Genomic DNA, 18,889 nt, shown 5'->3' on the forward strand with positions numbered 1-18,889 from the left:
TTATACACCTCATCCCAAGCTAGGTATATTGCTATATTTGTATTCTCATAATTTCCTTATATGCATCTAATATTTTGCTTTTTACTTCTGTAAATGCTTGTATCGCTATATCTGCCTTTTGAGTCGCAATCATAACTTCATGAATATTATCAACTTCTCCGCTTATAAATTTCATATTCATTTCATCTGATTTTTTTTCCATATCACTTACAGAATAAACTGCTTTATTTAAAAAGTCCTTAAATCCTATATTTGAATCAGGAGACTTCCTAATATTGTTTTCTGTACTACCGATAGTTAGGCTGTGAATTTTTCCTCCCTCTATTTGCACAATACTACACCCCTTTATCTGCCGATTTCTAATGCCTTCATCATCATACTTTTACTTGAATTTAATGCCGTAACATTTGCTTCATATGCTCTTGTAGCAGAAATCATATTTATCATTTCTGTTACCATATTAACATTTGGCATTAAAACATATCCGTTTTTATCAGCATCTGGATGTCCTGGATCATAAACTCTTTTAAAGGAACTATCATCCTCTTTGATGCTACTCACTTCCACTCCTCCACCCATTTTCTGATCTTTATTCATATGTTTGCTTAAGTGTGATTTAAAAGACTCTGTTTCAGCAGCTTTAAATGTAACTACTTGTCTTTTATATGGAGTTCCATTTGCTGTTCTGGTTGTATTAGCATTAGCTATATTTTTAGATATTATATCCATTCTTAATCTTTCAGCCGTCAACCCTGAAGAACTTATATTTATAGATCCAAATAACGACATATTATCTACCTCCTCCACTTATTGCATTTTTATATCTTTTAAATGCATTTGTTATCTGTTGACTTACCACATTATATTTTATATAGTTCTTACTTAACTCTGCCATTTCAACATCTATATCTACATTATTTCCATCAAGTCTAGATTTTGTGTTTTTATCAACAATAATTTTTGGTTCTAAATTCATATTTTTGTCATTATTGCCTATATGTGCAGTATTAGTTGTTTTTATGTTAATTTCATTTTCATTTGTCATTTCTTTTAATATTTTATCAAATTCTACATCCTTTCTTTTATAATTAGGAGTATTAGAATTTGATATATTGTTATTTATGGCATTTTGTCTAATAGAATATGCATCTAAACTTTTACTCAATAAGTTTACATTATCATTTAATCTCATATTTCCTCCTCTAATATTTTTTGTTAACTTTTTCATTTTAAATCTCTTTATATAAATCACCCTACATATCTTTATATAAATCATCCTACATATATATATTACATAAGGCTTAAACTATTAACAATATAATTTTATCAAAATACTACTAATTTCCTAATTATTTTACACTTTCTTAACCTATTTTACCTAAATAAAATGTATTATTGGATAAATAATACATTTTATTTATTTAGTGGATATTAAATGGATTTTATATTTTGAAATTATTAAATAGATTTTAGAATATAAAATCTATTTTGACTATAAATTATACTTAATCTTAATTTTATTGATTTTTTTTAAGGATAACTATCTATTTTTATGTAAAATTATATCATCAATTATATAATTTTGTCTATTTTTTAATTTCATAATTATACAATTTATGGTATTCATAGATTCTTCAAAACATAGTATCAGTTCTTAATTTCAATATATTTGATAATCAAATTAGATGATCTATATTATAGACTTTGTAATAAATTTGTGTTAATCTATTTTTATTTCAATAAACTAACACATTTAGAAAGGATAATAGCTATGATAAAAAACATAAAGTATAAACCCGCAATATTTTTTATTTTTCTAAACATGCTTATTATAGGTTTTTGTGAAAGTATGAAAGGAGTTTTTGTTTCTCAATTCAAGCAAATATTCGAAATTTCCGATTCTTCAATAGGATTTATGTTCTCTATTTCTGTATTCGGATACATAATTTCAACGTATGCCGGAGGTATTCTTTGCTCTAGATTTGGCCAAAAAAAAATACTTATTTTTTCTACTATGATAATAGGTGTGTCTTATCTAATAATGTCTATTGCTCCTACTTTTACGATATTGTTAATTTCTGTGTTTATAACAAACATAGGTACAGGCCTTCAAGCTATATCAGTAAATTCTATATCACCAATTTTATTCGTTACTTATGGTACAATACTTATAAATCTTACTCATTTCTTTTATGGTTTTGGCGTTAGTATAAGTCAAAAATTTTCGGGGTATATGATTTTAAAAAATTATACTTTTAGAGATATTTTTTTTATAAACAGCGGATTAATGTTAGTATCTATACTTTTTATAATATTTATTAAATTTCCAAGAGTTGAACCTATAACCATACAATTAAATATATATAAAACTTTAAAAAACAAACTAGTTTTACTATTCATATTTGCACAAGGTCTATATGTTTTTTCTGAAATAGGTTTTTTAAATTGGTTTGTTAACTTTGCACAAACTTCATATGATTTTACAATAGATAAAGCAACACACTATTCTGCTATTTTCTTTCTAGTATTCACTTTAGGAAGATTAACAGGTGGATTTGTAGTTCATAGGTTGGGCATAAAAAGGTCTATGATAACTTATTTATCAATGTCATTAATACTATTTTGGAGCGGTTATTTATTTAAATCTAATTTTATAATATTAATATCACTTTCAGGATTTTTCTTTTCAATAATTTTTCCAACCACAATAACTATGATAGGAGAAACATTTAAAGAAAATACTTCATATATAATGGGATTAATATTATCATTTGTTTCTATTATAAACATGCTTATGAACAGCTTAATGGGTATTTTGTCATCTTCCCTATCACCCTATATAGCTTTTTCACTAATCCCTATAGCACTAAGTTTATCTTTGTTATTCTATGCTAATATATTTAAAAAAATAGAAACCCTATAAACATAGGGTTTCTATTTTTTATCCATTCTATCAAGCATAATATTATATCCATTTGCCCCATAATTCAAGCATCTACTGACTCTACTTATAGTAGCTGTACTGGCTCCTGTATTTTCTTCTATTTCCGTATATGTTTTATTATCTTTTAGCATTTTTGCCACTTGTAATCTTTGTGATAGAGATTTTAATTCTTTCACCGTACATATGTCTTCAAAGAACATATAACATTCATCTATAGTATTGATTTTCAGTATAACTTCAAACAAGTTATCTATGTATTCATCTTTTAGTTTTGATTTATAATCCATTTAAATCCCCATCTCCTCATAAATAAGTTCACCCTCTATATAATAAATCATGTTAATATAAAATATATTTTTGTTCATATATTATACTATCATTTTTATAAAGATATAACAATTTATAATAAAATAAAAAAGAAGCCTTTAATTTTTGTATAAAGGCTTCTTTGTTTATTTTATTTCACTTTTAAACCAGCCGAATTTAGTATATTCCAAGGCTTATTAAAATGGGGTTGGAAGAAGAAATCTGTAAAAGCTAATTCATCCATAGTCATCTTATTTTGTATAAAGACAGACATAGTGTTTATACTTTGGGTTAAATCGACTTTAGACATTATCTGAGCACCTAGTATTATGTGAGATGTTTTATCATAAACTACTTTTAATTTAACCTTTTCATATGTTGGCATAAATTCAGGTCTATAATTGTCTTCAACAATTACATAATCCGAATCTATTTTTCTCTCTTTTGCATTAGTATAAGTCAGACCTGTAGATGCAATATTATAATCATATATTTTAATTCCTGATGTTCCTTGTGTTCCCATATATCTTGTTGTTGACTTTAATAAATTTCTAGCCACTAAAGTTCCCATTCTAACTGCATTTGTGGCTAAAGGTATATATTCATGTGTACCAGTAGGATTATATATAACTGCACAACAATCACCAGCTGCATAAATATCTTTCTCGCTAGTCTTCATATATTCATCAACAATTATAGCTCCATTCTCTAGCATTTCAATTTGATTTTTGAATAAATTTGTATTAGGTTTAAATCCTACACACATTACAACTATATCAGCATCATATTCACCTTTATCTGTAATAACTTTTGAAACTTTGCCTTCTTTGCCTTTAAAAGATTGAACTACTTGCCCCAATTCTAAATTTACTGAATGCTTAATAAATTCCTCTTCTGCTTTACTAGTGTATTCTTCATCTAGATATTTACTTAATATTCTATCCTGGGCATCTATTAAGGTAACATTTTTACCATTTTGTTGAAACGCTTCTACAAGTTCAACCCCTATATAGCCAGCTCCTATAACAACTACATTCTTTGCATCTTTGGATTTTTCAATCATACTTTTTGAATGATAAAAATTTTTAGACAGCAATATATTATCTAGTTCGATTCCATTTATATTTGGTATTATAGGCCAAGATCCTGTAGTTATTATTAATTTATCAAAATCATCTTCAAACTTTTCATTTGTTTTTAAATTTATAATATTTATTTTTTTATTTTTTATGTCAACATCTAAAACTTCATGAGACATTTTCGTAACGACACCTAGATTCGTTAATTCTTCTGGAGATGAATAAAATAATCCTTTAGGATCTTCTATTACTCCTCCTACATATAATGCAATTCCACAAGATAAAAATGATATATTGTCATTTTTTTCATATACAGTTATTTTAGAATCTGGGTATAATTTAGCACAATTAATTATAGATGCTGTCCCCGCATGAGTACATCCTATAACAGCTATTTTCATAATAAACTCCCCTTTTCCACGTTATTTTTTTAACTTTATATTTTTATTTACCCTTAGTTTTTGTGTTTAATCTACATTTTGATGTTATTTTATTTTATTATCTATCAACTCTATATAAAGCTTCGTTCTCTTATCCTTTATATTAGCTCCTTTATACCAAGGTTGTGAACTATCTATTTCATCATCAAAATATTTTGCTTTATATATAAATTCTGGACGATATTCAAAATGCAAAATATCAAAATGTTCCCACTTTCCTCCCCATATAAAATTATTATCTTCAAATATTTTAACAACATCTTGTGGATATGCTTTTAGTCTTTTTTGCCCTGCTTCTTTTGATGCCCATTTCCAATAATCACTCTTATCACTTGCCAAATCAATAGCTATGCCGAATGAATGAGGACTTAATCTACTAGTTCCAGATATAACTCTATAGTTGAATGTTCCACTTACAGGATATATATATTTATATATTCTATTATCTACCTTGCAAATACTCATAATTCCATTTATAGCCTTATTCAAACTTTCATAAGCATTATTTTTATTATTAAATGCATAATATCTATTGGCAAATCTCAAATTTTTAAGATTAATTTCGATTTCTTTTTTTGTATTTCCATATACTTCTTTTAACAGTTGATAATGTCTTATTCTGCCAGGGTCCCCATTTGGTATCTCATTAATATAATTTAGATTATATGATTCTTCCATCATATCCTGTAAATCAGGATTATTTATTTTTTCTTGCATAGTTTTATTTTTTTTGTCATCATACAATATCTTAGTTCCAGACTCCATCTGTAAGTATACTTTATCATCACATGACTCGATATCTACAATATACCCACTATATGCCATCATTAAAGATAATATATTTCTTTTCATATTTATATTATATTTTTTATTATCTTGCTGAATTTTGAAAACTGTATAATCTTCGTCCTTTATCAGTATAAGAAATGAACTTATGAATAATATAAATATAACAAAAAAAGTACATATTTTTTTCATATAATTATACCTCCTTCATATTTTTAGTACTAATTTTAAAATTTATATTATTATTATTATCTTTAATTCTATGTATATTTAGACCAAATTTAACCTTTTTTTATAGAACTGTCTATCCGTATAAGTTCAACACAGATAAAGTTTCCTTATATTAAAATAAGAAGATGCATAAGCATCTTCTTATTTGTACATTTCTTTTAATTTAGATTGTATATCTTTATTTTCTAAATACTCATCAAACTGCATACTTCTATCCATTAATCCACTTGGAGTTATTTCTATTATTCTATTAGCTATAGTTTCTATAAACTGATGGTCATGAGATGTAAATAATATACTTCCAGTAAAATTAATCAATCCCTTGTTTACAGATGTTATAGATTCAAGATCAAGGTGATTTGTTGGCTCATCTAAAATTAACACATTTGCATTAGACAACATAAGTTTAGATAACATACATCTAACCTTTTCTCCTCCAGATAATACATTTGCATTCTTAAGTGCTTCTTCTCCAGAAAAAAGCATTCTTCCTAAAAATCCTCTTATAAAGCTTTCAGATTTTTCTTCTGAATATTGTCTTAACCAATCAACTAATGAAAATTCTTTCCCATCAAAATAATCATTATGGTTTTTAGGTAAATAATCTTGAGATGTTGTAACTCCCCATTTGAAACTGCCTTCATCAGGTTGTGTAACTCCCATTAATATATCAAATAATGTTGTCTTAGCTATTTCGTCTCCTAGGAATATAACTTTATCATCTTTTTCTAATCTAAAACTTACATTATCAAGAACCTTAACACCATCTATACTCTTAGATATTCCTTCCACTGTCAATAATTCATTTCCAACTTCTCTTTCAGGACTAAATCCAACAAAAGGATATCTCCTTCTAGATGGTTGAATATCTTCTAGTGTAAGTTTATCTAATTGTTTTTTTCTAGATGTAGCTTGTTTTGCCTTAGATGCATTTGAGCTAAATCTTGCGATAAATTCTTTTAATTGTTTAACCTTTTCTTCTGTCTTTTTGTTTTGATCTTTAGCCATTTGTAATATCAATTGACTAGATTCATACCAGAAATCATAGTTTCCAACATACATTTGTATTTTTCCAAAGTCTACATCAGCCATATGCGTACATACCTTATTTAGAAAATGTCTATCATGTGATACTACTATTACAGCAGTATCTTCTAAATCCATAATAAAGTTTTCTAACCAGTTGATTGATTTAAAATCCAAGTGGTTAGTAGGCTCATCCATAAGAAGTATATCAGGTTTTCCAAACAAAGCTTGAGCCAATAATACTTTAACTTTTTCAGCACCTGATAATTCCTTCATCTGCTTATAATGTAAGTCTTTAAGTAAACCAAGACCCATTAAAATCATCTCAGCTTCTGTTTCCGCTTCCCATCCATTTAGCTCAGCAAATTCGCCTTCAAGTTCAGCCGCTTTTATTCCGTCTTCATCTGTAAATTCAGTTTTTGAGTATAATTCCTCTTTTTGCTTAATTATTTCATGTAATCTTTTATGACCCATAATAACTGTATTTATTACAACTTCTTCATCATATTGGAAATGATCTTGCTTTAACACAGATAATCTTTCTCCAGGAGTTATAGATATATCTCCTTCATTTGCTTCTACCTCTCTAGATAATACCTTTAAGAATGTAGACTTTCCTGCTCCATTAGCACCTATTACCCCATAACAATTTCCTTTATTAAATTTTATGTTAACATCTTTAAATAACTGTTTGTCTCCATATCTTAATCCTATTCCAGTAGCCTGTAACATTGTTTTCCTCCATTTCATATTTCATCTTCTTTATAAATCCACTTTATACATTCTACATTTTTAATAGTGTATTTTCAATAGTTTTTGATTATTTATTTATATTAAATTCAGATATTGTTTCTTTAACCCACTTTTTAGCTATATTTTTGCTAAGTTCTATATTTTTAGATACATTTACAAAATCTTTACAATCAACTATATTATTCATATCTAATTTCGACTTCATATTCTCTAAAGTCTTCCCCTGACCTCCCTCATGAGTACAAAACAAGAATATATTTTTGTTTTGTATATTATATTTATCAAAAAATGTTCTTAATCCTGGAGCAAATGTTCCGGCCCACACTGGAGTTCCTATAATCAGCACATCATATTCATCTATGTTTATTGCAATAGGCTCAAGTTCAGGTTTATCTTTCATAAAAACACTCTTTCCACCCCATAAATATTTCATAAATCCTTTTCTTTTAACTTCATTTTTGATTTTAAGTTCTAGGATCTCAGCGTCTAGATTTTGAGCTATTGTCTGAGATAAAAGTTTTGTATTTCCTTCAAAAGAATAATAAACCACTAATTTTTTCACAATATACACCTCCAAATCATAATTCAGTTTGACACAAAGCTATATTATGTACTTACATAATGAACTTTGTTTGTTTTTAAACCCATAAAAAGGTATAACTTCTTAATTAAGAAGTTATACCTTTTTATTATATATTAATATCCACTATTTGAGTCTTTATTTCCTGTAACTATACTAATAGATGCACTAGCTCCAATTCTAGATGCTCCAGCATTTATTACCGCTTCTGCATCTTCTGTATTTCTTACTCCTCCAGAAGCTTTAACACCTATATTTGCTCCAACAGTTTCTCTCATAAGTTTTATATCTTGTGGTGTTGACCCACCTGTTCCAAACCCAGTAGAAGTTTTAACATAATCAGTTCCTGCTTTTTTTGCAAGCTCGCAAACTATTTTCTTTTCTTCATCAGTTAAATAACAAGTTTCGATTATAACTTTTACTAAAGCTTTTCCATTTGCTGCATCTACAACTGCTTTTATATCATTTTGAACATAATCATATTTTTTATCCTTAAGAGCGCCTATATTTATAACCATATCAACTTCGTCAGCACCTTTTTTTATTGCATCTATAGTTTCGAATGCCTTAACTTCTGAAGTATTTGCTCCTAAAGGAAATCCTATGACTGTACAAACTTTAACATCAGATTCCTTTAATTGCTCTTTTGCAAACTCTATATACGACGGGTTTATACATACTGAAAAAAAGCCATATGTTTTTGCTTCTTCACAAACTTTTTTTACTTCATCCTCTGTTGTTTGTGCTTTTAAAACAGTATGGTCTATGTACTTTGCTAATTGCATGTTAACATCTCCTTTTTAATTTATATTCTAACCAATCAAAATATATTATTTCCATAGGTTATGATTATCAAATGTATATAATTCAACTTATTTATGGAATGAATTTTTCTGAACCTTTTAGCACAAGTTGTGGAACTATTATTCTTCTTTTTATTTCATCTTTTGGAGACACATTGTTCAATTTATCTATAAGCATTTTCATTCCTGCTTTTCCCATTTCTATAGTGGGACCATTTACAGAACTTATATTCATGCCTAAAATATTTACTAGCTCCAATTTATCAAATCCTATTATAGCCATATCTTTTGGAATATTTATATTTTGTTCATATATTGCTTTTATAGTTCCCAGAATCATCATGTTACTTGTCACAAATATAGCACTCGGCCTATCTTCCATTTTTAATATTTGCTTAGTAATCTCATAAGAACTTTCATAATCAAAGTCTCCATAAAAGACATATTTATCTTCAATAAGTATATTACTTTCATTTAAAGCCTTTACATAACCTTTAAATCTATCTTTAGTTATCGTGTAATTCTGTTTGCCATTAATTATGGCTATTTTACTATGTCCAGAATTTATTAATGCTCTAGTGGCATCATAAGCTCCTTTTATATGATCTATGAATATACCGCTAAATTCTAAATATTTAACATATCCATCAAGTAATATAATAGGAATACCTATATCCTCCAAAGTGTTTAAATATTCACTACTAAAATGATCCTCTGCATATGTTGGCGTTATTATTATTCCTTCTATTCTTTGTTCTTTTAATAGTTTCAGTGCTTTAAGTTCTTTATGTCTTTTATCATCAGTATTACAGAGTATTATATTCAAATTGTTTTCGTCTGCTACTTGACTTATTCCTTTTATAATTTCTCCAAAGAAAGGATTGTTTATTTCTGGAACTATAATACCAATAGTATTTGTTTTACTTGTAGATAAACTTCTAGCAATCGCACTAGGTGTATAGTTTAATTCTTTAATTACATCCATTACTTTTTTTCTCGTTTCTTCTTTTACATATCCAGAGTCATTTAATACTCTTGATACTGTAGTTCTAGATACTTGTGCTTTTTTTGCAATATCTTTTATCGTTATAGCCATTTTGATTCGCCCCCAAAAAACTCAAGAATTCTTATAATATAACTATGTTACCGATTCCATCTAGATTATACATTTTTTTTTTAAATACTTCAATACAAATACCTTAAAATATTGTTAATCTTATTTTATAGTTTATAAAAAAGCCTTTATTTTAAATATTTAAATGTAGACTTTTTTGAAGCTCATATTGATTCTTTTGCTAAAAAATAGTTGCTAATTCCGTTCGCTAACAATAGATAGAATAAATAATTTAATTCAGGTAAATTTTTCATAATTCACCTGAATTAAATTTTATATTAACCTAAAACAACCTCAATATTATGATCTTTATTATCATCTATAAGTTTCAGTTTATTTGAGTTGTTCTTATTTCCATCAATAATCATATATTTTACATTATTATTTACTTTATCAGGATTTTTAATTGATATATTATATTTGGATTTACCATATTTATATTCTATTAAATACTCTTTCCAATCCTTAGGTATGCATGGATCTATCAATATTTCATCACCACATTTTTTTAATCCCAAAATATCCTCAATACCAACTTTATACATCCATCCTGCAGTTCCGGTATACCAAGTCCATCCACCTCTGCCAATATGAGAATTAGTAGAGTATACATCAGCTGCCATAACATATGGTTCCACCTTATATTTTAAGCATTCTTTGATTGTTCTGGTGTGATTGATAGGATTTATACTACTATAAAGTTTCCACGCCTTATCTCCTTTTCCCATCATAGCATATGCTTTTATAACCCAGGTTGCTGCATGAGTATATTGACCACCATTTTCTCTAACTCCAGGTACGTAGCCTTTTATATATCCAGGATTTATATTACCTTCATCAAAAGGAGGTGTAAACAAAAGAATCATTCCTTCGTTTTCTTTTACTAGATACTTATTTAGTGACTCCATGGCTTCCTCTGTTCTAGCTTCATCACCACCATTAGATATAACAGCCCATGATTGAGCTAGTGAGTCTATAATACATTCCGAGTTTTCTATAGATCCTAGAGGAGTTCCATCATCAAAATAAGCTCTTTTATACCACTTACCATCCCATGCATTTTCTTCTATTGAATTTAATATTTTTTTAGCATAGTCATTATATTTCTTTTTAATATCCAAATCATTCATTTTTTCACATATCTCTAAAAAATTAACTAGAATAGTGTATAAAAACCATCCAAGCCATACACTCTCACCTTTTCCCTTATTTCCAACAGTGCTCATACCATCATTCCAGTCGCCAGAACCCATAAGAGGTATACCATGTTCTCCAAATTTTAGGGATCTCTCAATACTTCTTAAACAATGGTTATATACAGATGCTTTTTCTTCAGATACTCTAGGTACGCCATATCTCTCATCTTCTTCTTTTAGTTCATCTTCTTCTAAAAAATGAACTTCCTCTTCTAATATAGAATGATCGCCAGTGTGTTTTATATACTCAATCGTTGCATAAGGTAACCAAAGTAAATCATCAGAAAATTTTGTTCTTATACCCTTATCTCCAGGTCCAGGGTGCCACCAGTGCTGTACATCACCTTCAATAAACTGATGTGCACAATGAAGTAGTATTTGCTCTCTAGTTTGATCTGGGATTAAATTTAGTGCATTCATAGAATCTTGAAGCTGATCTCTAAATCCATAAGCGCCTCCAGATTGATAAAAAGCTGATCTTGCCCACATTCTACAGCATATATTTTGATAAGAAAGCCAGTTGTTTAACATCAAATCCATAGATATATCTGGAGTCTTAACTTGAATTTTTCCTAATACATCATCCCACATTTTAATCGAATCACCTAATGCATTTTTAGCTTTATCTACATTTGTATATTTATTCACAATATATTGTATGTTTTGAATATCACTATCTTGGCCTAATAAAAATACAACTTCTTTTTCCTCATTAATATCAAGTTCAATATTCGTTTGTATACAAGCACATGGATCAAATCCGGCTCCCACAGTATTTGATAACTTTTCTCTTTTTAAACTAGCTGGATTTTTCAATTCTCCATTAAACCCTAAAAACTCTAACCTATCACCAGTATAAGAATTAACCTTTTCAGAACACCCCATATAGCTAATTCTTGATGAAAAATCTGGATTATAAGGATTTTTAATAATCATTATATCATCATTCATATCTGTTATTATATACTTTTGCATAGTCTGGTCACTAACTCCCATTACTGGTCTTATATAATTTGTAAGAGTTAATTTCCTTTTAGAATTTGATTTATTTTTAAGCTTGATTATACTGATTTTTATAGATTCATCAATTGGAACAAACATAACAAGTTCTTGCTGTATTCCATTGCTATCATGAACAAACTTTGAATATCCATGACCATGATGCACCGTATAGCTTTCCCTCTCTCTTATAGGAAGAGGTGTTGTAGTCCATATGCATCCACTATAATCATCTCTTATATATATAACCTCTGAACTTGGGTCTATTACAGGGTCATTTGACCAAAGAGTCAACTTATTCTCTCTACTGTTTTCAGACCATGTATACCCCGAACCATTCTCAGATACTTGAAATCCAAACTTTTTATTAGATATCACATTTATCCAAGGCATAGGAGTATTAACATCTTCCTTTATCCTTATAATATACTCCTTTTTATCTTTAGCAAATCCTCCATAACCATTGAAATAATCAATATCTAACTCCTCATCTAAGCTTTCATATTTTGTATTGTCCTCATTAAATATTTTTTGTTCTATCTCATAATTACAATCCACATTATCCAATTGTGATTTAATAGACTCACCTTCAGACTTTAAAACTATCCTTGCCGCAGAGTAAAAAAGAATCTGATCTTCTTTAGGGATAGTATTTGCATTTCTTATAAATATACCACCCTGTTTGTCTATTAAATCATATCCGTACTTTGATCTAACTGTTTCAATTATAACATCTTGAAGTGGTTGCAAATAATTACTTTCATCCTCATTTAAAATTATAACATCGACAACAATGCCTTTCATCCTAAAATACTCATGAGCATTTAGTACTTGTTTTACAATATCTATTTCTTCTTTATTTTTTATACTAACAAGAATTATAGGTATATCACCAGATACACCATAAGCCCAAAGCGAATGTTGAGCCTTTATATTATTCTTTATTATATCCTGGTATTTTCTTTTACTAGGGCTTAAATATAGTATGTGAGATATCATATCCTGATAAGTCGTTGTTTCATCTTCATCAAAATTCAAATACGAACTTTCTACTTGACTTCTAATACTTGCCAATTCAAATATTCTATCCATACAAGATATATCATGATATTTTTTAGCCAAACTTAAAATATCATCCATATTATCAGCAATAGAAGTTGTAAAAAATACTTCTACACTACCATGAGCTTTTATATTAACTTTTTTTCTCAAACTCATTATTGGATCTAATACAGCCCCACAAGTATTAGCCAATGGTTCATTTAAGGCCTTAGGGTTTTTGATATCGTTAGCCCTTCCAATAAAATTATCTCTATTAGTTTCATACTCTAAATTTCCTATACTATCAGCATTAGTAGAAACAGTATGAGCCATCCATATTTTTTGTTCCCCTTCACTTCTTGGTCTTCTTGAACATAGTATACTTTCATATTCTAAAATAGGCTTTGTTCTTATAAATAAATTAGTAAACGCAGGATGAGCGATATCAGAAGCCTGATCTATAAGAACAGTTTCTAAATAACTAGTAAGCTCAATCATTACAGATTCATTAGAGTTATTAGTAATAGTAACCTTTCTTATCTCAGCATTATCCTCTGTAGATACTACAATCTGGGTGTTAGTTACTATATTCTTATCTTTCCTAATAAATTCAGCCTTATCTTGATAAAACTTTACTTTATAATAATCTGGTTTAGTATCTATAGGCTTATACGTTGTTGAAAAAATATCGTTATTATTTAAATTTTTCACGAATATATATACCCCATAATTACCAGTTACCAGATCTTCTCTCCACCTGCTAACCTGCAATCTATTCTTCTTGATATATCCTCCTCCACAATCAGTAACCATACTCAAATATTTTCCATTTGACAAAACATGACATCTAGGAATTTCATAATTTACACCATCATATTCTCTAATCACCTTTGGAATAACATTTTGATGCTTTTCTAAAGGATTTATCTTTTCCTTATATTCTTTAGTTATAATACTTCTTACAGGTATTTTCTCTTGAAGCAATATTTCTGCTGCTTTTACAGCAGGATCTGTATGAAATCTCTTTTGCATTATGTTAAAATTCAAATAATTGTTAATAGCTACAAAACTCATACCTTGGTGATGTGCCATAAAGCTTTCTACTATAGCATTTTCTTTATCTATAACTCTATCTTTTGTGAAATCTATTGCCTCATAAAATCCATATTTTCCTTCCATACCAATATCAATTAACTTTTTCATATTTTTAACACAGGCATTTTCATCAAATAATAAAGCTAGTATAGTGGAGTATGGAGATACAACCATATCTTTAGAAAGACCTCTTTTAAGACCCAAATCAGGAACTCCAAAAGCCTTATATTGATAATTTAAATCCATGTCAAACTTATAATAACCTGACTCCGAAGTACCCCACGGCACTTTTCTCTTAGCAGCATATTTTTTTTGTGCTCTAATTACGGTATTGTAAGTCTCATCTAAAAGTGAATTACTATAATTTTTCATTATAAGAGGAGGCATGAAATATTCAAACATAGTAGCCGTCCAAGAAACCAATCCCTTATATCCATCAATTATAGATAAAGACCTACCCAACTTAAACCAATGTTTTTGAGGAATATCCTTTTTAGCAACAGCAATATAACTTGTGAGTCTTGCCTCAGATGCTAACAGATCATAATATGAGTTTGTAAGCTTATTTGAATCTATATCATACCCAATTGAAAATAAGTCTTTTTCAAAATCATACAATTTAGTGAAGTCTGTATTATCTACAATATCATCTATAATTTTAGTTAAACCCATTATTTTATGTTCAAATTGATCTATATTAGTTATTAAACTAGATATAGTCTCTTTTGATTTTATCAACTCTTCATTTTGAATTTTTATCGTATCTATTTCTTTTAATATATCTTTATAAATTTGTTTCAATCTTAACATATCCGTATTTATATTTACTTGATTTACTAATTTGCTCAAATCTCCAATACTATTTAAGTATGTTTTATTATGGTCATTTAATAAAACATAATTGATATCATCTATAATACTTTTAATAAAATCATATATATTCAAATTTGCATCATTATAAATATTTTCATTTAAAATTAAATCTACAAATAACTTTTCAAAATCATTAATACTTAAATTTTCTTTCTCAATAACTGATTCTATTTCTTCATATTTATGATCGCAAACAATTATACTATCTCTAATTCCATCTAAAATAGATTTATCTACTATAGGTTTACTAATATATTCTAATAACCCTTGTTTTAAAGTCATTAAATATCCTACAAAATTACCACTATCTACAGTTGATATATATCTAGGTAATAAAACATTCAAACTTTTAGTATCATACCAGTTAAACAAATGACCTTCATACTTTTCTAGCTTCTGAATAGTTTCTAGTGTGTTATTTATTTTACTTAACATAGTTGTAGTAGATATATATCCTAAATCTCTTGCAGACATTATTGATATTAATAAAAAACCTATATTAGTTGGTGACGTTCTTTCAGCCACTCCATTATAAGGATTTTCTTGATAATTATCAACTGGAAGGTAATTTTGATCTTTTCCTGCAAAATCTTCATAATATAGCCAAGTTTTTCTAGCTATTTTTCTAATTAATAATATATCTTCTTTATCAATATTAATTTCCCTACCAATTTCAATCTGTTCACTTATTTTATAAGCTACAGCAGGTGATATAATCCATAGCAAACATATAAAAAAAGCATATAAAACATTAAAAGGATTCAACACATATACAAGGCCAAATGTGATGACAGATATATAAATTGATATCTGCATTCTCTTTACATAACTATTCATATCATTTTTAAGTTTCTTTTCTGTATCAGCAGCTGTTGTCCATTCTAATAAATTCTTTTTAGATACAAAAACTCTATATAAAGTTCTACTTATAGCATCCAACATTAAATATGACTGATATGGTAAAAAAGCGAATAAAATTAACGCTTGATATAAAAATTGTTTACAACCATATATTAAATCGGAATTCGTCTTTATAGTTATATTTTTATAATATTTACATACTATACAGTTTATAAACTCTAAAATTATAGGAAGTACAAATGCAAAAACTGAAAATCCTACCCAAATCCACCAGTAACCAGGAAGAATGGTTAGACCTAATACAATTAAAATCAATGTAGAAATAGGATCTAAACTTCTTCTTAAATTATCTTTTATCTTCCATTTAGATAAAGCTGATAATGGATTCTTTGAAAATAACCATCTTACAAGCTGCCAGTCACCTCTTATCCATCTATGTAGCCTCATACTAAAAGAACTATAATTAGACGGATAAGAATCTATAAGCTCTATATCTGTTGCAAGGCCAACCCTCATATAAGATCCTTCTAATAAATCATGACTTAAAACACTATTTTCAGGGATAGCTTTTTTGAGAACCTCACTAAATACATTTAAATCATATATACCCTTTCCCGTAAAAATACCTTCAAAGAATAAATCTTGATAAATATCAGAAACAGCAGTAGTATAACTATCTATACCACCTTGACCTGCAAATATTTTTGTAAACATACTTTTTCCTGTGCTTTCAATATCAAGACCTATTCTAGGTTGAATAATACCATATCCGTCTACAACTACATCTCTTGCTTTACTTAAAACAGCTTTATTTAAAGGATGAGTTATAGTTCCTATTAATTTTTTAGCGCTATCCATAACAAGATTTGTATCAGCATCAATAGTTATTACATATTTAATCTTATTTTGTATATGAGAAATATCTGATGATATCATAGAATACGAAGTATTATCAGATCCATTCAATAATTCATTTAACTCAACTAATGCACCTCTTTTTCGCTCCCAACCCATCCATCTATTTTGATGTTTTGAATATTGTCTATGTCTATGAAAATAGAAAAATATATCACCTTTTTTATACTTTCCATTCAGCATTCTTACTTTTTCAAATGCTTTATCTATTATTATATTATCTTCTTCTGTATACTCTTGTTTTGAATCTTTAAAATCTCCAGCTATACAAAAATATATATTATCCTCTTTATTTGAATTATAATACACCTCTAGCTTGTCTATAAGCTCATCAACATCTTTTTCACTTGTAACCAAAGTAGGTATTACAACCATAGTTAAAGCATTCTCATCTATTCCATTGCTATACTCTAGCTTTGGTAAAAAATTAGGTTCTACATTATGTGTTATAATCCAATTAACTAAATTTATAGCTATAGTACTTGATGGTATATAAGCAAAGATAAATACTACTAAACTAATATACATATTGTTATCCATTTTATAAGAATACATTGTCATCAATAAAGTTAATATCCACGTTATTATTACTATAGGTAAAAAATATATTAAATATGGATATTTAGTATTTTTACTTGAAATATCATTATATCCAAAACATGACAATAACTCTGTTATTCCATTTCCAACTATGTAGTATCCGACATGATTTAATTTATTATCTTTATCATCAATCTTGTTTGATAGTTCAATAGTTTTTTTTGCTATTTCAAACTCAGGTATATTATATTTTTTAGATAGTTTTTCAATTTTACTTCTATAATAATCTCTACTCTCAAAATCCATTCTATTATATATATCACAGGGGTCATCTTTTAAGATTTTTTCAACTACAGATAATCCTTCAAATACATTTATCCAATTCAACTTAGAGATTTGATTTAAACTCATTATAGAGTTTCCCATTGCCATTTGTCTATAAGCCTGTTCCCTATGTTGAAGTTCTATTATTTCATCTAGAGCTATATTATATTCGGACAAATTTTGTTCTATAAAGTTCTTTATTTTTCCTAAATCATAGTCTTCACTTCTCATTTTTTTCATCAAATATTCAATATAAAAAAAATCGATTTTATTTTCTTTATTAATTTCAATTCTAATAAAATTCATCAGTTCTTCATTGTTCATATTCAAATCTTTTATATTTTCATGCTTTAATTGATCTTTATAAATAAGTTCACAAATATTTCTTATTTTTTCAACAATGCAGCATCTAATTATAATAGATAAAGACCATATTTCTCCAATAGAAAGTATACTATGTTTTTGGTATGACTTTATAAATTCTATTATCACATCCTCATCTAACTTTGCATCAGTATGAGATACAAGCTCAAATAATATATCATACACTCTTGGGAACCCTTCAAATATGCCATTTGCTAATACACTTAATTCTAAAAATCTATCTTTATCTACCTCTTGTCTTACGAATTTAACTTCTTCTTCTAGTTTGTAAAAATTATCTAAAATCCAGATTGAAGCTCCAGATAAATTTTCTTTATCTTCATCTATTTCACTTAAATAGTTATATAATTTAGATATAATATTATAATTATTGTTTAATCTAGGTAATAAAGACCTGCAACTTGTATATTTTTCACTAACTATATGTTTTTTTGCTATATTCATAGAATGATTTTGAAGTTCTCCATTACTTAATAAAATATTATCCATACTGATATTTTCATATCCATCTATTTTTTTATTGTACTCACTCATATCTTTATTCCTCCTATAAAAGAGTCGTTATCTATTTCAATATTTATTGTAAAAAATAAAAGGCA

The 18,889-nt window shown here is 27.7% G+C and carries 12 protein-coding genes; 1 reads left to right on the plus strand and 11 read right to left on the minus strand.

Annotated features, from left to right (window positions below; translation table 11 throughout):
- Positions 1-31: 31 nt before the first annotated feature.
- From fliE to flgB, 3 genes are read right to left on the minus strand one after another with little or no spacing between them, the layout of a single operon-like run.
- The gene (gene fliE, locus Tmeso_RS00545; RefSeq protein WP_242967780.1) at positions 32-331 is read right to left on the minus strand and encodes a flagellar hook-basal body complex protein FliE; all 300 of its coding nucleotides are present in this window, start codon (positions 329-331) and stop codon (positions 32-34) included.
- A 14-nt stretch (positions 332-345) separates the two neighbouring features.
- Entirely contained in the window at positions 346-789 is a 444-nt protein-coding gene (flgC, locus tag Tmeso_RS00550; RefSeq protein ID WP_099187228.1) for a flagellar basal body rod protein FlgC, read from the minus strand.
- Position 790: 1 nt separating this feature from the next.
- Positions 791-1,192 carry a flagellar basal body rod protein FlgB gene (gene flgB, locus Tmeso_RS00555; protein ID WP_187296170.1) on the minus strand — a complete coding sequence of 134 codons (402 nt, stop codon included), beginning with the start codon at positions 1,190-1,192 and terminating at the stop codon, positions 791-793.
- A gap of 630 nt (positions 1,193-1,822) precedes the next feature.
- Between flgB and Tmeso_RS00560 the strand changes: the two genes are divergently transcribed.
- Positions 1,823-2,923, plus strand: coding sequence for an MFS transporter (locus Tmeso_RS00560; protein WP_278281309.1), 1,101 nt, complete (start codon positions 1,823-1,825; stop codon positions 2,921-2,923).
- 11 nt (positions 2,924-2,934) lie between these two features.
- Here Tmeso_RS00560 and Tmeso_RS00565 read toward each other — a convergent pair whose 3' ends face one another.
- The 8 genes from Tmeso_RS00565 to Tmeso_RS00600 all read right to left on the minus strand — a co-directional run bounded on the left by Tmeso_RS00565 (position 2,935) and on the right by Tmeso_RS00600 (position 18,824).
- The gene (locus Tmeso_RS00565; RefSeq protein WP_099187231.1) at positions 2,935-3,231 is read right to left on the minus strand and encodes a YerC/YecD family TrpR-related protein; all 297 of its coding nucleotides are present in this window, start codon (positions 3,229-3,231) and stop codon (positions 2,935-2,937) included.
- Between the two features lie 170 nt (positions 3,232-3,401).
- Complete coding sequence (locus Tmeso_RS00570; RefSeq protein ID WP_099187232.1) at positions 3,402-4,730, minus strand: FAD-dependent oxidoreductase; 1,329 nt, start codon at positions 4,728-4,730, stop codon at positions 3,402-3,404.
- A gap of 84 nt (positions 4,731-4,814) precedes the next feature.
- Complete coding sequence (locus Tmeso_RS00575) at positions 4,815-5,747, minus strand: M15 family metallopeptidase (protein ID WP_099187233.1); 933 nt, start codon at positions 5,745-5,747, stop codon at positions 4,815-4,817.
- Between the two features lie 180 nt (positions 5,748-5,927).
- The gene (locus Tmeso_RS00580) at positions 5,928-7,544 is read right to left on the minus strand and encodes an ABC-F family ATP-binding cassette domain-containing protein (RefSeq protein WP_099187234.1); all 1,617 of its coding nucleotides are present in this window, start codon (positions 7,542-7,544) and stop codon (positions 5,928-5,930) included.
- 88 nt (positions 7,545-7,632) lie between these two features.
- Positions 7,633-8,127, minus strand: coding sequence for a flavodoxin family protein (locus Tmeso_RS00585; protein ID WP_099187235.1), 495 nt, complete (start codon positions 8,125-8,127; stop codon positions 7,633-7,635).
- Between the two features lie 134 nt (positions 8,128-8,261).
- The gene (gene deoC, locus Tmeso_RS00590) at positions 8,262-8,930 is read right to left on the minus strand and encodes a deoxyribose-phosphate aldolase (protein WP_099187236.1); all 669 of its coding nucleotides are present in this window, start codon (positions 8,928-8,930) and stop codon (positions 8,262-8,264) included.
- 91 nt (positions 8,931-9,021) lie between these two features.
- Entirely contained in the window at positions 9,022-10,044 is a 1,023-nt protein-coding gene (locus Tmeso_RS00595) for a LacI family DNA-binding transcriptional regulator (protein ID WP_099187237.1), read from the minus strand.
- A 296-nt stretch (positions 10,045-10,340) separates the two neighbouring features.
- Complete coding sequence (locus Tmeso_RS00600) at positions 10,341-18,824, minus strand: GH36-type glycosyl hydrolase domain-containing protein (RefSeq protein ID WP_099187238.1); 8,484 nt, start codon at positions 18,822-18,824, stop codon at positions 10,341-10,343.
- Between the last annotated feature and the right edge of the window lie 65 nt (positions 18,825-18,889).

Origin of the sequence: Tepidibacter mesophilus (genome assembly GCF_002724055.1) — a bacterium.
Taxonomy (GTDB): Bacteria; Bacillota; Clostridia; order Peptostreptococcales; family Peptostreptococcaceae; genus Tepidibacter_A; species Tepidibacter_A mesophilus.

Excerpts from the sequence above, each read along its gene's own strand:
- flgC (WP_099187228.1), bottom strand. The coding sequence starts at position 789 with ATGTCGTTATTTGGATCTATAAATATAAGTTCTTCAGGGTTGACGGCT.
- flgB (WP_187296170.1), bottom strand. The coding sequence starts at position 1,192 with ATGAGATTAAATGATAATGTAAACTTATTGAGTAAAAGTTTAGATGCA.
- Tmeso_RS00560 (WP_278281309.1), top strand. The coding sequence starts at position 1,823 with ATGCTTATTATAGGTTTTTGTGAAAGTATGAAAGGAGTTTTTGTTTCT.
- Tmeso_RS00565 (WP_099187231.1), bottom strand. The coding sequence starts at position 3,231 with ATGGATTATAAATCAAAACTAAAAGATGAATACATAGATAACTTGTTT.
- Tmeso_RS00570 (WP_099187232.1), bottom strand. The coding sequence starts at position 4,730 with ATGAAAATAGCTGTTATAGGATGTACTCATGCGGGGACAGCATCTATA.
- Tmeso_RS00575 (WP_099187233.1), bottom strand. The coding sequence starts at position 5,747 with ATGAAAAAAATATGTACTTTTTTTGTTATATTTATATTATTCATAAGT.
- Tmeso_RS00580 (WP_099187234.1), bottom strand. The coding sequence starts at position 7,544 with ATGTTACAGGCTACTGGAATAGGATTAAGATATGGAGACAAACAGTTA.
- deoC (WP_099187236.1), bottom strand. The coding sequence starts at position 8,930 with ATGCAATTAGCAAAGTACATAGACCATACTGTTTTAAAAGCACAAACA.
- Tmeso_RS00595 (WP_099187237.1), bottom strand. The coding sequence starts at position 10,044 with ATGGCTATAACGATAAAAGATATTGCAAAAAAAGCACAAGTATCTAGA.
- Tmeso_RS00600 (WP_099187238.1), bottom strand. The coding sequence starts at position 18,824 with ATGAGTGAGTACAATAAAAAAATAGATGGATATGAAAATATCAGTATG.